The organism is Chitinophaga sp. Hz27, assembly GCF_042263525.1.
In the GTDB taxonomy this organism is placed as follows: Bacteria; Bacteroidota; Bacteroidia; order Chitinophagales; family Chitinophagaceae; genus Chitinophaga.
Genome location: NZ_JBHKFJ010000004.1, coordinates 300,817 through 316,713, shown reverse-complemented (window position 1 = coordinate 316,713; position 15,897 = coordinate 300,817). Strand labels below are relative to the sequence as shown.

Below are 15,897 nucleotides of genomic sequence, written 5' to 3'. Positions count from 1 at the left end.
CTTACTTCGTTAATCTAATGAGTTATCCAAAATCATTGCCCATGAAAACAATACTCGTTCCTACGGATTTTTCTGATGTAGCTTATAACGCTGCCACTTATGCCATAGAAATGGCAAATGCTATAGGTGCAGAACGGCTCGTACTTTACCACGCATACGAATTGGTTGTTCCTATACCGGATGTGCCTACTTCTGTGCCAATGGTTAATGCAGATGATTTGAGGATTGCTAGTCTTGAAGGACTGGACAAAATGAAGAAAGATCTGGAAGCATTAGGATCTGGTAAGATCAATATCCTAACCAGAGCTGATAATACGCTCCTTGCTGCTACTATCAACGAAGTGTGCAAAAATGAGGAAGCTGATATCATCGTAATGGGTATCACAGGCGGTAGTAAGCTGGAAGAAATCCTGGTAGGTTCAAATACTATTGATGTGGCAAAACAAACCACCACACCAGTGTTAATCATCCCGGAAGATGCTAAGTTCAAATCTATCAACAAAGTAGTGTTTGCCTGTGATCTGAAAAAAGTCGTAGATACGACACCGGTAGATCTGCTTAAAAAATTCATGGATGCCTTCCATGCTGAATTGCATGTACTCAATATTGACCATGATAGTAAGCACTTTACCGCCGATACTCCATTTGAGTCACTGATGCTGGATACATTACTTGCGGGCTATAACCCTGTTTATCATTTTATTGATAATGCCAATGTTGTACAAGGAATTATATCTTTTTCAGAAGGCATACAGGCAGATTTGATCATCACTATGCCTAAAAAGCATGGTTTGTTTGAAAGTATCTTTAAAAGAAGCAGCACCAGTAAGCTCGCATTCAAAACTCACATACCTTTGCTCACAATACACGAATAAATTTATACTTTTGATTTATTACAAGTAATCATCATAACTATATGCTTAAACGATCACTGTTAGTGTTGCTGGGTGTTTTTTCCCTGCATACCAGCCAAGCTCAACTTCTGAGTAAACTTAAAAAGCTGAGCAAAACAACTACCACCAGCTCAACTACAACTACTTCCCTGTCCAGTATCTCTGAATCTGATGCATCTTCAGCTATCAAGGAAGCACTTTCTAACGGTGTTGCTGCCGGTATCAAGAAACTAAGTGTAAAAGATGGTTTCTTTGGTAATGATATTTACAAAATGCTGTTACCTGAAGATGCGGTTAAAATCGGTAATACGCTCCGTCAGTTAGGCATGGGTAAGCTGGTTGATAACGCCATCCTGCAGATTAATAGATCCGCTGAAAAAGCAGTAGGTTTTGCAGCGCCAATTTTCGTAGACGCAATCAAGGAAATGACCCTTACCGATGCGCTTAACCTCGTAAAAGGTGGCAACACATCTGCTACTGATTACTTTAAAGGTAAAACTACTGATAAGCTGAAAGCAGCTTTCGCTCCTGTTATTAAAGGCAGTCTGGATAGTACTATGGCCACCAAATACTATGGTGAGCTTGTAACTAACTACAACAAGCTACCAACCACCTTCAATAAAGTAAATCCTGATTTACAAGACTACGTAACTACAAAGGCGGTAAATGCACTGTTTGACCAGATCAGCAAAGAAGAGGTAAATATCAGGGCTAATCCTGTTGCAAGAACTACCGATCTACTGAAGAAAGTGTTCGGTGCTAAATAATAAGCTTATAAGCTAAAAAATGATCAGGGGGCTTCAATACTATTGAAGCCCCCTGATCATTTTAAAGACTTTACTGTAGCAGGTTTGATTGATGTTGATGGTGCCGTTTCAGCATAGTAAATGCAGGATTATGTACTTACTTATCATGGTTAAAAAAGAGGTGGTGATCTTATTTTTTTCTCCCTATATTGGCAACACCTAAATGGAAATCCGGAAATCCTATGAAGGAAAGAAATCACCTATTTTGATCTCATAACACAATAATAACCGAACGCTATGAATAAGTTTGTTAGACTCACGGGAATCCCGTCGGTAGCTGTAGCTTTGTTGCTCAGTGCATGTAGCAAAAATGATCTGAAACAAACACCACAATCAATACCAAATGCGACGGCAGAAGAAATTACTGCTATGAAGAGCTATTTGTCGAAAACGACTGCCGTAGGCGAGTCCAAAATCGTTTTTAATGATGCCCGTCAGACGTTCATGGTCGATGGAGATATGGTATTCCCGGTGGGGGTTGTGAAAGATTATATGAAATCTAAACCAGCGACATCCGGTAGCCCTACTACAGAGCAATACAGGTACCAGTGGTTGCTCAGTGATAATGTGGTAAAATACATCCGTATCAAGGATAATATCGCAAATGCTGATTGGAAGGTGGCATTGAGAGACGCAATTCGTCGTTGGAACAATTATAGTTACATAGGGTCGAGTACTAAAATTACGTTTGTGATTTACTCGGATAATGTTGCTTGTGATTTGGTCGCCGCTGATAACATAAATGTTGTTGGAGGAGAAGTTGTCAATGCAAATATGCCAAAAGCCAATGGAGCAACCGGCGATTCCTTAAAAATAAATACCTCTTATAATACCCTTACTGCTGAGAAGAAAGCTTTCGCCCTGACACACGCCCTGGGACATATTCTGGGATTAACACATTCGGATGGTGGTAGTGGTACACTCATTCCTAATACACCAGTAACGGATACGAGCTCGATCATGTCGCCAACAATACCGGCTATTGTTCCTGCCAACTTTTTTACTTCTGGTGATTTGTATGCGGTTCGTTATCTGTATCCAAGAACTCAAAGTTGGACTGGTACCACTTCAAGAATTGATTCAATGGGAGGTATAGACATCGCGACTGATGATGGATGTTGGTATTGGGGACAAAACGTGGTTACCCGTGGTAACTCCAGCTCCATCTATGGAGAATCAAATTACTATCAATTGATACCTGGTAAAACAGCCAATGACATTGTAGACATCGGAATTGCCAACACTAACATTGTTTATGCCTGGTATAAAGATGGAACAGTGTCTAACGGAGGATTTCTGGGAATTAATACCTATCCTTTCCTGAACTCAACATACAGTTACTCTGTGCCTCCTGGAAAGACATATGCAAGTATCGTAGGTATTAGTATTAATAAAACCGACGGTAGATGCTATGCCTGGTATAATGACGGGACCTATTCCGTTGGAACCTCCAGCAATCTGGGCTACTACCAGGATCCTGCGCCTTACACAGTTCCTGCAGGTAAGTCATTTAGCGACATCAAAGCAGTTGGGATTGCACAATCTTCACAGTGGTGCTATTTCTGGTATAAAGACAATACCGTTTCTACCGGAAGTGTGAGCAATGCTGCGCTGTATCAGGCACTATACCCGATCACCAACTAATGATAATAGTTGCTATTTATAAAAAGAGAGGTGCTTTGTTTTCAAAGCACCTCTCTTTTGAATTTCTTGCTTGATTAAATGTTCCCCGACAATAACACCTGCCAGGCTTCATTTACTTTCCCTTCCTGCAGTAGCTTTCTGGCATAACGATGAAGTTCTTTTTCCATTTCATCTGGTGTAATACTGTAGTACTGGACGATCTGTTTGAGATGATCATCGTTAAACGTGGCTTCGATGACTGGTATTTCATTAACGTTACCCAGTTGTCCGAGATTATTCCCAGTTAATATTTCACTGTTGCGGATAGATAACGGTAATGCATCAACGCCGACACCTAATTTGGTGTTCGGTTTTTCTACCTCAAAAACAGCATCACCGGAAGCGCGGCAGTAGAAGTCGCCGCCCATGCGGGCTACGAGGTCAATCTTATGCGGATCGATTTTGCCTTTGCTATCCAGGATATCGTCGTGGATATGCAGCATTACGGGTTCGCAGATAACGAGGTTGCCTGCTCCACCCTCCTGCCCTGTTTCAATGATTTCTCTTACAATACATTCCATCTGTACCGGACTTTCCTTCACACGGAAAGGCCTGATCTTTTCGGAAGCCAGTGGTGTAAACCCTGCTTTGGCAAATTCATTTACACCTGCCGGATATTCGCAGCTGGCTAGTGAAGTTTGCTGTACCATGGCGTAGTTTACTACGTTGATAACTACTTCTCTGGTAGCATATATATTTTCGAGTGTATGCTTCACCGTATTATCCCTGACCCTACGTGCCGGCGAGAAAATCAAGGTTGGTGGCTTGGAGCCAAATACGTTGAAAAAGCTGAAGGGCGACAGGTTGGGATTACCATCTGCATCTACTGTGCTGGCAAAGCAGATAGGCCGCGGCGCCACAGCACCTAACAGGTAAGCATGTAACTCACTGGTTTTGATATCTGTAGGATTTACCTGCATATGTTATGCTTTTTTCTTCAGTGCCAAGATGGAGAAATCGCTGTCTTCCTTTACAATGCTGTTTTTCAGCAGACCAAGACCCGCAATTTCCATTTCGACCACATCACCTGGTTGCAGCCATTGTTCTTTATAGTCAGGGTTGTTCAGTTTTCCGGTGCCGTTTAATTCCAGGAAGCAGCCGGTGCCAACAGTGCCGCTACCAATAACATCTCCAGGGAGAATATTTGCACCATAAGCGCAGCGTTCCAGGATTTCTGCAAATGTCCAGTCCATGTCACCCATGCTGCCTTCACTTACCTGAACGCCATTAACTTTACAGGTCATTTTCAGGTTGAAGTTTTTACCAGTATGTCCAGGTTTCGCAGGAGCCAGGTATTCTTCCAGTTCATCCGGCGTAACCAACATTGGTCCGATGACAGTGCTGAAATCCTTACCCTTGGCTGGTCCGAGGTTCAGTTTCATTTCTTCCATCTGTAAAGTACGGGCACTCATATCGTTCATGATCATGTATCCGCCAATATATTCATCTGCTTCAGCAGCAGTGATGTTGCGACCGTGTTTACATACTACGATGGCTACTTCCAGTTCAAAATCGAGCTTGTCGAAATGGTCCGGCATGCAGGAGATTTCGCCAGGACCCTGAATAGCATTGTGATTGGTGAAATAAAAGATTGGGTATTCATCAAATTCAGGGATCATTTCCACTTTACGGTTGCGTCTTGCGGCGGCAACGTGCTGACGGAAGGCATAGCCATCACGGCAGGATGTAGGGAAAGGAACCGGCGCCAGGATATGAACACTATCGTAAGGGATACCATGCACGCCTCTTGGCTTAAAGCCCGATTTTAACTGTGCGTCTGCCTGTAAGGCTATTTCTATAACTTCCTCCCATTGCAACAGAAACATCTGCATGTTTGTTGGCAAATCAGGATGCAGGTCCTGGGTGTTGTATAACTGTCCGTCTACCAGGATGGCCAGCTGGTCGGCTTCTTCTCGTAAATATGTAACAAGTTTCATGATGGGTGTGAGTTCTGGTTGTATGATATGAGGATCAAATATAAGAAAAGTGAGCATGGAGCTTCAGCCTGAGCAATATTTTTTATAAATTGACCTTAGGGTAAAACCTTTTTGAAACGTCACTATTAAGAACCTATTTCAGATATGCGTAACCGTTTGCTGGTATTCCTACTGATAATTCCATGTTTACTGACGGCTCAGGTTCGTTCAGACAGCATGTTTGAAAGGCTGCTTCATAGTCATACCAGCCCCTTATTGAAGCATATCTTACAATATCCGGATTCTTTCCGCTATCAGTTGATCTACACAGAAATCAACCGGGATGCAGATAATACACCGCATTTTAAAAATTATTATTTTAATGTAGATTCCAACCAATATTTCAATCCTGCCAGCACGGTGAAACTACCTATCGCGCTGTTGTCGTTGGAGAAACTGCATGAATTGCAGGTGCAAGGATTGACGCCCACTACGGCAATGCTGACGGACAGCGCTTTTGGCGGACAAGTGACAGTGCATAAGGATAGCAGCGCTGAGAATGGATTACCTTCTATTGCACACAACATAAAGGAAGTATTTCTGATCAGTGATAACGATGCTTATAATCGACTATACGAATTTGTAGGTCAGCAGCGAGTGAATGAAAGAATGTGGCAGATGGGCTATAAGAATACCCGTATCGTACGGAGATTTATGCCATTGACAGAAGAAGAGAACAGGCATTCACCACAGATTACCTTTGTGCAGGATGGTAAAATGATCTATCAACAGCCGGCAATGGCTTCTACACTAAATTTTGATTATAGCAAGCAGATATTTATTGGTCAAGGTTATCTCGACAAAGATGATCATCTGGTGCCTCGGCCGATGGATTTCACCAGACATAATAATTTCCCGTTAGAGGATCTGCAACAGGTATTACAATCAGTAATTTTTCCAGAATCGGTACCTGAAGCACAACGTTTTCATCTCACAAAAGATGACTATAAATTTTTATATCAGTATATGTCGGAGTATCCTTCAGAAAGCCGTTTCCCGAAATATGATACCGCAGAGTACTTTAATAGTTTTACAAAGTTTTTCTTCTTTAAAGCAGGAAAACAGAACATACCACCGTACATACGTGTATTCAATAAAACGGGATGGTCATATGGTTTTTTAACAGATGCAACCTACATCGTAGATTTTAAGAATAAAGTAGAATTTATGCTGACTGGCACGATATACGTTAATAGCGATGGTATTTTGAATGATAATAAGTATGAATATGAAGAAGTTGGTTATCCATTTTTCAAAGAGGTTGGGGAGATAATTTACCAGTATGAGTTGGGTAGAAAAAGAACATATACTCCTGATTTGAATGGTTTCAGAATGAATTATTCTCAGTAAATTTGCACCTCATTTTTAAGGGTCAACCTCAATGGGATTTTGAGATCCTAAGGCCTGATTGTATTTTTGCAGGCCAATACTAGTTAACCAATTTGTATTGATACATAGATTAGATAGGTTTTATTCATTTCCCGTAACTAACTAAAAACTGGGGAGTCATGAAGTTTGAAAAGATTAAGAACAAAGGACAGGCAAGATTATTTGAGAGCCAATATCTGGAGATGCTGACAAAAACACATCCACTGGTAATTTGGGGAATGTACATACCCATTATTGGCTACATGCTGTATTACAGCCACGACACACTAGGATTTACAGTTGGTACCGTTGCAATGGTATTCTTTGGGGCTATGTTTTTCTGGTCATTTTTTGAATACATTATGCACCGTTTTATTTTCCACTTAGGTAGTGAAAGCCCTAAAGTACAACGATTCATTTATGTGATGCATGGTAACCATCATGAGTATCCAAGGGATAAGCAGCGTTTGTTTATGCCACCGGTACCAAGTTTGATTCTGGCATCGGTAATTTTTGGCTCACAGTACATTTTCCTACGTCAAGTGGCATTTATGTTTTTCCCGGGTTTCCTGCTGGGATACCTCATCTATGGCAGCATGCATTATGCTATTCATGCCTGGAATCCTCCATTTAAATTTATGAAAGCCTTATGGCGTAATCATCACCTGCATCATTACAAAAGTGATGATAAAGGCTTCGGTGTAAGCACATCGCTGTGGGACAAGGTGTTTGGGACTTTCTTTGATCTGACCAAGGAGAAAGAGGACAAAGAAAAAGTGAAAGAACTGATGTTTAATAAGTAATTGAAATAGTATCTAAAATGGAAAGGGTCTCTGCTAACAGAGACCCTTTCCATTTTAATATCTTTTACCATCTTTCTTCATCATCTTCCCCAGCCGGTGGCGGCTGTTTGAAGGAAGCCCTTGTGGCTATCTTTTCCAGTTGCCGCTGTATGATCAGTGCTGCTATGGCCGGGTAAGGACTCACCCCTGCCCCAGTGGCATCGTGAATGATTGATGCGACTTTCTTTTCTGATACATCGATTCGATACAAGAGAAATACAAACTGCTGGAAGTCTTCACTGATCAAGGTTTCGAGTCGTGCAGCGAGTAAGGCCTCCAGTTGTTCATAGCTAACACTATCGGGTACACGCAATTCGAATGTTTGTGCAGCCCAAGCAGATGTTTCCTGTAAATAACCGGATGGTGTGTCCATTATTTCATTTGTTTGATCTTATAACTTGCGTTGGTGATCACTTTCACCGGAACGTTGATGTCTTTCTTGAAGCCTTTGGCTTTATTGGCTTTGTAAGTATAGGCGCCATTCAACTCTGTTGTTTGGACACAAATACTTGGAAACCCGGAGCTACGGCTAATGAGGTAGTTAGATTGTGTAGCGCCGCTAATTTCAGCAGTTGCTTTAATACCGTCTTCCAGTTCCAGCATCTGCACTTTATCGGTTTTTATTTTAGCAGTACCGCCAATTTTCGCAGTTTGTGCATCCCAGGTCTGGAGATTCCAGTAAAGATCAATAGAGCCTACGAGGCCGCCGCGCATAGGAACGTTTTCTTCCCATTGCGTGCCGGTTTTAATACCATGGGCAGGATACATAACCAGGAGTTGTTCCAGCCAGCTGCGGAAAGCCTCTGTGCCGAATTGGTCGGTCATTAATTTTTTATAGGCTGCTTGTTCATCTTTCTTCAAATCATTGAAAGCTGTTTCTGCGCTGTCTAACAGTTCATTTAAGCCTTCGATCTTACTGATGATGCCAAAGCTGTTGATTTCGACAGTAAATGGCTTTTTAAGGATGAATTTCAATCCTTTCTGAAAAGGCTCCGTAGAGGCGGGTCCGTTAGCATCAACTGCAATGTTGGTATTCTTGGCATTCCAGTTGAATTTGAGTTCCTTATAATAGAAGTTAAGCGTAGCCTTACCAGGACTTACTTCTTTCACATCAATAACGATAATGTTGTTATAATCCCTGGTAGTTCTTTGCTGGATATCATTAACAGTCATATAGGTTTCATTCCTGCTCTTCTGTTCCAGTTCAAATTGCTCACCATTATTGAAATGATAGCTAAGATCAACGTATGCCTGTGCATTTACCTGAAACGTGAAGGCCAGCAAAGTCAGTGTTATTCCCAAAATCCTTTTCATTATCATCTTATTTTATCAAACATATTTTTCGATTACTCCCAACCCAAACAATGCAAAATCATATTTCGCCGGGTCGTCCGGGTCTAGTTTTTTTAGTGCGTGTGTAAGTGCAGCTGCTGTTTTCCAATCTGCCTTTATGTTGGATGTGAGTCCCAACCGTGCTGCCACTCTGCTTACATGGACATCCATTGGTACTACCAGCTGAGCCGGTGAGATGTTCTTCCACAGTCCAAAATCCACGCCATTCTCATCTCTTCGAACCATCCAGCGAAGGTACATGTTCAATCGTTTGCAGGCGGAATTTTTAGCAGGAGTAGAAATATGTTTGGTGGTTCTTTCAGGATGTTCCAGCGCGAAGAATACTTTTCTAAAGCCTATCAAGCCATTTTCCACATTCTCGTCATCTTTGTTCATATGCCCGCTGAAAGCGAATTCCAATGAGGTGACATTTGTGTAATAATGTTGCAGGAACTCAACAAAGTAAAGAAGGTCCAGGCCATTGAAGGTGCGATGAATGAAGGACATCAGTCTAAGCCTTTCCCGAGGTTGATGATTACGGATATAATCATAGGGTGCATTATCCATCATCTGTAACAATTCCTTACTCTTATTAATAACAGTAGTTCTGTTGCCCCAGGCGAAGATGGCAGCAAATAAGCCGGCAATTTCAATGTCCTGCAATTTGCTGAATCGATGCGGAATACTGATCGGATCGTGGGTAATGAAATCCGGATGATTATACTGTTCCACCTTTGCATTCAGAAAATCCCTTAACTGCTCTATTTTCATATTGTTCCTTCATATATATCAGAGCAGCAGTACAGCATACCTACATCGGAGTATAGCCGTGTACGTATGCTGCGCTGTTTAGCTGCGGATATGGTTTACTGCAATTAGAAAGCAGTAAAGATATATTTTACCGGTTAACTTTCTTTAGCCGATAGCTTTTTTCAGGTCTTCAATCAGGTCGTCAGCATCCTCAATGCCAACGGATAAGCGTATAAGGCTATCTGCGAGGCCGTTTTTGATCCTTTCTTCTCTTGGAATAGAAGCATGGGTCATGGTGGCAGGGTGCCCGATAAGGGATTCTACACCACCCAGAGATTCGGCCAGACTAAATAAATGTGTGTTACTCAGTACTTTATTCGCCGCTTCAATGCTATCGTCTTTGAGTGTGAAAGACATCATACCGCCGAATCCGCGCATTTGCGCTTTGGCAATATCATGATTCGGATGATCTGCGAATCCGCACCAGTATACCTTATCTACTTTACTGTTGTTCCGGAGATAATTGGCAATGACTGCTCCGTTTTCACAATGGCGCTGCATACGTACATGCAGTGTTTTGATACCACGGAGTACCAGGAAGCAGTCTTGTGGCCCTGGAACAGCACCGCAGCTATTCTGAATAAAGTACAGCTGACGGGCCAGTTCTTCATTTTTCACTATGACTGCGCCATGAACAACATCGCTATGGCCGCCGAGGTATTTGGTAGCAGAATGAACTACTATGTCGGCGCCGAGGTCCAGTGGATTTTGCAGATAAGGAGAAGCAAAAGTGTTATCAACTGCCAGCAGTACTTCATTCTTGCGAGCAACTTGCGCAGCAGCATGAATATCAATGATATTTAAGAGTGGATTGGTAGGTGTTTCAATCCAGATAAGTTTTGTCTTTGGCGTTATATGTGCTTCGATATTTTTGGCATCTTGCATAGGTATGAAATTGAATTTCAATCCATAGCGTTCAAACACCTTGGTAAATATGCGATAGGTACCACCATAGAGATCATTAGTAGCAATGACTTCATCTCCTGGGTTAAGGAGTTTTAGTACCGCATCGGTGGCAGCGAGGCCGCTGCCAAATGAAATGCCGTGGGTTCCGTTTTCTATGGCAGCCAATGCGTTTTGTAAAGCATCCCTGGTGGGGTTTTGTGTACGTGCGTACTCGTAGCCTTTGTGATGCCCCGGGGCTGATTGTACATATGTGGAGGTCTGGAAAATCGGGGTCATTATGGCCCCTGTAGACGGGTCGGGAGCTACACCTGCGTGTATGAGTTTAGTACCCAGCTTCATGTCTTAATTATTTTATAATGAACAATTTCTGGTGGTTACCAAATATACGCCCTTTGACTGGCTGTTCCAGCAACGATTTTTATTTAGGAAGATGATTTAAGGGGAGAGAATTACGGGGAAAGGCCAACAAGGAAAGTTGAGCTAAAATCACTTGTCCAAATTAGCTCATATGATGATATTATCGTATTATTTATTACGCTCACGAACATTTTTATATCGTTCACCAAATCGCACCCTTTGACAATGTGGGAACGTTATATATTCGTGTAGGTTTTTCATAGGATATGGTTAAAATTTTTAAGGCGGTATTCTTACCGCCTTTCCTTTTTTTAATTATTTAGACTTCTTCACTGGTTTGGCAGCGGCATCGCTCCATTTAATGGGCAGATTTACACTTACACGGTCCCAGGCGATAATCAGGTTAGCACCCACCTCTGCTTTTTCAAATACCATAGTAAATGCATCAACAGGTGTATTCAGGGAGATAACTGGTAAAGTGACTCTTACCACATCTTTACCTTGGTCATACTTAAATGCGCCCCAGATATCTGTTTCTTTATTAATGATGATAGTCCAGTTTTTTTCTGTTGGGATGGCATACATTGTATACCTTCCTTTAGGTACTGATTTTCCACCAATTACAACCGGGCGGAAGAACTCGATTTCAGTGGCTTCGTTGGCGCCTAATCTCCAGATCTTACCATATTCTTCCAGGTTGCCGAAAATTTCACGGCCTTTCGTTTGTGGACGGCTGTAGATAACGCGGGCTACCAATGGGCCAGCAGACTCGCCTTTTACTTTTACTACATACGGGTACATTACAGGGTAATATGCCATATCCATAGGGCTGGCATCAAGTGGCGGTAATTTTTTGTCCTGAGCTCCTGCTGTCAAACAAAACATGCCCATCATCAGGGCCACTATCATTGCTTTTTTCATCATCCGGATTAGTATTAAGAGTTGTTTTTCTTGTTTCGGAAACCGGGCCCAAACCTAGACATTTTTAACCAATCGGAAAAACTGTAAGGCTGCAATTAACAAGGTTTAAGGCTGTTCGTTTGGATAAATGCTTTTTACATACGCAACCAGCTCCGGGAAGAATGCCTGGTAGCATTTTTTGAGTCCGTCATAGTGTTCTATGAAAGTGGCTAAAACTATATCAGGTGATGTTTCCAAGTACTTCGCCCTTCTGCTTACTCCTCTGATGGCACGGCCAATACCATCTGTAGTTCTGTAATTGTATAACCAGTCAAATTCATACATATACTTGAACATTTCCAAAAAAGTTGCAGGAAGTTCTGCTCTTCTTTTCTCAACCAACGTATAAATGTTACGGGTAAACGAATACAGCGATTCATCGGTAAAATAATTGGGATCAGTGGCAAGAAAATGATCAAACGCCAGGTCTGTGAAAACGCCGGAATATAGGCCTACCGCCGGTTTGAAAAACTGCTTGGCCGCTGCTGTCATAGGATGCTGATCTGTATAAGTATCAATGGCTCTGTGCAGATGGATACCCTTTTGTACTTCCGGACGCTGTAGCTCCAGTTGCTTTTTCCCTTTAACAAAATCAGCTATCAGATTACCAATGGTAAGATCGGGATCGTTGAAAGATAAGTATGCATGGGCCAGATGATTCATAATACTGTTGCTATTGGTTTAGGTAAACAAATGTAGCAAACCCCTCCTAACCTCCAAATTTCATCCTATTTAACACTCTTTTAACTTTCGTCGGTGCAACATTTTTTGATCTCAACCAACTTATTATCAGTTAAAGGTCCTATCCACAGTGGAATACGGAAAAGTACATGAATGTCATAACAGGTAACTGGTATCTGGAAAATTAAATGCCATCAGTATAGATCTGCTTGACCGCTCGGCACATCTGGATATACCTTTGAGTCATCAAACAAAACATAAGCAAAAAGTACAAACAAAACCAACATTAAAAATTAATCTCAAAACTCCTAAAAGTTAATGCTATGAAAAAGTTCTTTTTTATCTGCGCAGCAGCCCTGACATTAAGTTCTTCTGTTTTTGCAACAGTATATGAAACAACCGTAAACAGAAAAATCAGCGGCGCCTTTGATTATGCATTTTCAGGTGCTAATAACGTGAGATGGTACACCGATGATAATAAGACCTTCACTGCAAAATTTACACTGAATCACACCGCTGTAAATGCTTATTTCGATGCTGATGGACAGTTGCTCGTTACTTCCCGTTATATCTCAGGGGAAAGCTTGCCATTGAACATTGTTAACAGGCTGATTAAAAAATATCCTGGCAACAAAATTCAATCAGTAGTAGAATATACATCTAATGGAGGTACCATGTATCTGATTATGTTGGAAGGGGAAAAAACCTGGACTAAAGTAAAAGCAGATGAAGTTGGCTCTCTGACTTTAATGGAACGTCTTAAAAAAGCATAATCTTAACAAACCTTAATTTATCAGATTGTCATAAAGAAATGTTCAGATAAGCATATTATGCTCAAATCATTATCACCAGCAAAATTATCTTAACTTTGCCCCTTATTAAGGCTTTATTAGCCAAGCTGTTAATATATAAATGATTAAACGACATGAATAAGGGACCCGTTTCTCAATTTATCCAGCACCATTACCGCCACTTTAATGCCGCTGCATTGGTGGATGCTGCCAAAGGATATGAAACACATTTGCTGGAAGGTGGTAAAATGATGGTGACACTGGCCGGTGCCATGAGTACGGCTGAACTGGGCATTTCTTTCGCAGAAATGATCCGTCAGGGCAAAGTAGATATCATTTCCTGCACCGGTGCAAACCTGGAAGAAGATATCATGAACCTGGTAGCTCATACACACTACAAACGTGTACCTAACTATCGTGATCTCAGCCCGCAAGAAGAATGGGACCTGCTGGAACAAGGTTTTAACCGTGTAACTGATACCTGCATCCCTGAAGAAGAGGCTTTCCGTCGTATCCAGAAACATATCTACAAAATCTGGAAAGATGCTGAACAAGCCGGCGAACGCTACTTCCCTCACGAATACATGTATAAACTGCTCCTGAGCGGTGTAATGAAAGAACACTACGAGATCGATCCTAAAAATAGCTGGATGCTCGCTGCTGCTGAAAAAAATATTCCTATCATCGTGCCAGGTTGGGAAGATAGCACCATGGGTAATATCTTCGCCTCTTACTGCATCAAAGGTGATCTGAAAACTTCTACCATGAAATCTGGTATCGAGTACATGATCTTCCTGTCTGAATGGTACCGCAATAACTCCGCTGGTAAAGGCGTTGGCTTCTTCCAGATCGGTGGTGGTATCGCAGGTGACTTCCCAATTTGCGTAGTACCTATGATGTACCAGGATCTGGAATGGACTGATGTTCCTTTCTGGGGCTACTTCTGCCAGATCTCTGACTCTACTACTTCTTACGGTTCTTACTCCGGCGCCGTTCCTAACGAAAAAATTACCTGGGGTAAACTGGATATCCACACACCTAAGTTTATCGTAGAATCAGATGCTACCATCGTAGCTCCACTGATGTTTGCGTATATCCTTGGTTGGTAGTCCTCTCAGGATCATATATTTAAAAAAGTCGTCTCTACTCTGTAGAGACGACTTTTTTATTTTGTCTGAGGTGTATTGAATCAGATGAATAAATCCGAGGCAATGCCATCTGCAAATAATCTTCCTGCCTTCGTTAATCTCAAGCTGGTGCCATGTTCTTCCATCCAGCTTTTTTGTATAAACTGACGACAATTATTTAATAACTCCTTTGCTAAGTCTGCACCAAATCTTTCCTCTACCCAGCCTATATCGCAACCGGCAGAAGTGCGTAAAGAAGTCATAATGTACTCATTGAATTGCATCTCAGCGGTAAGTGTTTCCAGCTCAAAAGGTATTTCTCCTTTTTCAATGCTTTTGATATAGCTTGAATTGTTAGCCACATTCCACTGGCGGGAATGACCATTGAAAGAATGGGCAGAAGGCCCAAGACCCAGGTAGGATAAGCCTTTCCAGTAGCTGCTGTTATGGCGGCTATGCCATCCTGGAAGTGCAAAATTTGAGATTTCATAATGCTCGTATCCTGCAGCTTCTGTCCATCGCATCAGCTGTTCAAAATGCCTGGCTGCTTTCTCAGGATCGGTAGCTTCCATTTTTTTCTTTTTGATAAAATGGTCCAACGCTGTTCCTGGCTCTACGGTGAGTGCATAACACGACAGATGTGGGATGCCAAATGCAATTGCTTTTTTCACATTGTATTCCCAGCCTTCATCAGAAAGTCCGGGGCCACCATAAATAAGGTCGATGGTAATATTCTGAAAACCGGCTTCCTGCGCGTTTTTGATGCAGTCTTCCGCCTGTTGGGCATTGTGTGCACGGTTCATCCATTTAAGATCTGCTTCATGGAACGACTGTATCCCAATGCTTAGGCGATTGATGCCTAGTGCTTTCAGCTCCTGTAACTTGGCGGGGTCCAGGTCATCAGGATTGGCTTCCAGCGTAATTTCTGCGTCTTCGGCAATGGTGAAATGCGTGCGTAGCCTGTCCAATATCTGTTGTAGCTCGCTCTGAGAAAGGAGACTGGGAGTTCCGCCGCCAAAATAAATGGTGTGGATAATATCACTTCCCAGATAGTTTTGTTGCAGCGAGATTTCCTGCAATATGCTTTTCACCATGGCGTCTTTTTGCGACATGGATGTCGAAAAGTGAAAATTGCAGTAATAACAAGCCTGCTTGCAGAATGGTATATGTAGATAGATGCCCGACATGAATGCTGTTCCTTATCCTGAAGGCTTTCCGCCAACTATGGAGTATTTTAATATCTTTGCAAACAGCAAAATTACGTTTGAATTTTGTTTTGTGAACAGGATGCCGTTATTTGCCATTCTTTCAATTCATTGAAAAATCATTTTCCTGGTGCGCCACTGGTTATTGTTACTATTTACA

General features: G+C 41.9%; 16 protein-coding genes. 7 read left to right on the top strand and 9 right to left on the bottom strand.

Features of this window, described 5'->3' with window-relative positions; all coding sequences use genetic code 11:
- Window positions 1-41: 41 nt before the first annotated feature.
- The 3 genes from ACE38W_RS10830 to ACE38W_RS10820 all read left to right on the top strand — a co-directional run bounded on the left by ACE38W_RS10830 (window position 42) and on the right by ACE38W_RS10820 (window position 3,343).
- Entirely contained in the window at window positions 42-875 is an 834-nt protein-coding gene (locus ACE38W_RS10830) for a universal stress protein (protein WP_375830772.1), read from the top strand.
- A 41-nt stretch (window positions 876-916) separates the two neighbouring features.
- Window positions 917-1,660 carry a DUF4197 domain-containing protein gene (locus ACE38W_RS10825; RefSeq protein ID WP_375830771.1) on the top strand — a complete coding sequence of 248 codons (744 nt, stop codon included), beginning with the start codon at window positions 917-919 and terminating at the stop codon, window positions 1,658-1,660.
- 276 nt (window positions 1,661-1,936) lie between these two features.
- On the top strand, window positions 1,937-3,343 hold the full coding sequence (locus tag ACE38W_RS10820; protein ID WP_375830769.1) for a M57 family metalloprotease: 1,407 nt from the start codon (window positions 1,937-1,939) through the stop codon (window positions 3,341-3,343).
- A 74-nt stretch (window positions 3,344-3,417) separates the two neighbouring features.
- Here the strand turns inward: ACE38W_RS10820 and ACE38W_RS10815 are convergent, their stop codons facing one another.
- Window positions 3,418-4,302, bottom strand: coding sequence for a flavin reductase family protein (locus ACE38W_RS10815; RefSeq protein WP_375830767.1), 885 nt, complete (start codon window positions 4,300-4,302; stop codon window positions 3,418-3,420).
- Window positions 4,303-4,305: 3 nt separating this feature from the next.
- A complete protein-coding gene (locus tag ACE38W_RS10810) occupies window positions 4,306-5,319 on the bottom strand; it encodes a fumarylacetoacetate hydrolase family protein (RefSeq protein ID WP_375830764.1) in 1,014 nt (337 codons plus the stop codon).
- 144 nt (window positions 5,320-5,463) lie between these two features.
- Between ACE38W_RS10810 and ACE38W_RS10805 the strand changes: the two genes are divergently transcribed.
- Both ACE38W_RS10805 and ACE38W_RS10800 read left to right on the top strand, forming a co-directional pair.
- A complete protein-coding gene (locus tag ACE38W_RS10805; RefSeq protein WP_375830763.1) occupies window positions 5,464-6,708 on the top strand; it encodes a serine hydrolase in 1,245 nt (414 codons plus the stop codon).
- Window positions 6,709-6,866: 158 nt separating this feature from the next.
- A complete protein-coding gene (locus ACE38W_RS10800; protein ID WP_375830761.1) occupies window positions 6,867-7,529 on the top strand; it encodes a sterol desaturase family protein in 663 nt (220 codons plus the stop codon).
- Window positions 7,530-7,593: 64 nt separating this feature from the next.
- On the opposite strand, the gene ACE38W_RS10795 is transcribed toward ACE38W_RS10800, so the two are convergent.
- The 6 genes from ACE38W_RS10795 to ACE38W_RS10770 form a co-directional block, all read right to left on the bottom strand.
- Window positions 7,594-7,941, bottom strand: coding sequence for a hypothetical protein (locus tag ACE38W_RS10795; RefSeq protein WP_375830758.1), 348 nt, complete (start codon window positions 7,939-7,941; stop codon window positions 7,594-7,596).
- The gene (locus ACE38W_RS10790; protein WP_375830756.1) at window positions 7,941-8,882 is read right to left on the bottom strand and encodes a DUF6263 family protein; all 942 of its coding nucleotides are present in this window, start codon (window positions 8,880-8,882) and stop codon (window positions 7,941-7,943) included. Before ACE38W_RS10790 ends, ACE38W_RS10795 begins: the two co-directional genes overlap by 1 nt.
- A gap of 15 nt (window positions 8,883-8,897) precedes the next feature.
- Window positions 8,898-9,671 carry a TIGR02757 family protein gene (locus tag ACE38W_RS10785; RefSeq protein WP_375830755.1) on the bottom strand — a complete coding sequence of 258 codons (774 nt, stop codon included), beginning with the start codon at window positions 9,669-9,671 and terminating at the stop codon, window positions 8,898-8,900.
- A 144-nt stretch (window positions 9,672-9,815) separates the two neighbouring features.
- A complete protein-coding gene (locus ACE38W_RS10780; protein WP_375830753.1) occupies window positions 9,816-10,955 on the bottom strand; it encodes a cystathionine gamma-synthase in 1,140 nt (379 codons plus the stop codon).
- Window positions 10,956-11,288: 333 nt separating this feature from the next.
- The gene (locus ACE38W_RS10775; RefSeq protein WP_375830751.1) at window positions 11,289-11,897 is read right to left on the bottom strand and encodes a DUF2911 domain-containing protein; all 609 of its coding nucleotides are present in this window, start codon (window positions 11,895-11,897) and stop codon (window positions 11,289-11,291) included.
- Between the two features lie 102 nt (window positions 11,898-11,999).
- Window positions 12,000-12,596: an ACP phosphodiesterase gene (locus tag ACE38W_RS10770; RefSeq protein WP_375830749.1), complete on the bottom strand. Its 597-nt coding sequence runs from the start codon at window positions 12,594-12,596 to the stop codon at window positions 12,000-12,002.
- Between the two features lie 341 nt (window positions 12,597-12,937).
- Here ACE38W_RS10770 and ACE38W_RS10765 point away from each other — a divergent pair, with 341 nt between their 5' ends.
- Window positions 12,938-13,387, top strand: coding sequence for a hypothetical protein (locus ACE38W_RS10765; protein WP_375830748.1), 450 nt, complete (start codon window positions 12,938-12,940; stop codon window positions 13,385-13,387).
- A gap of 152 nt (window positions 13,388-13,539) precedes the next feature.
- The gene (locus ACE38W_RS10760) at window positions 13,540-14,514 is read left to right on the top strand and encodes a deoxyhypusine synthase family protein (protein WP_375830746.1); all 975 of its coding nucleotides are present in this window, start codon (window positions 13,540-13,542) and stop codon (window positions 14,512-14,514) included.
- 80 nt (window positions 14,515-14,594) lie between these two features.
- Here the strand turns inward: ACE38W_RS10760 and hemW are convergent, their stop codons facing one another.
- On the bottom strand, window positions 14,595-15,719 hold the full coding sequence (hemW, locus tag ACE38W_RS10755; protein WP_375830745.1) for a radical SAM family heme chaperone HemW: 1,125 nt from the start codon (window positions 15,717-15,719) through the stop codon (window positions 14,595-14,597).
- Between the last annotated feature and the right edge of the window lie 178 nt (window positions 15,720-15,897).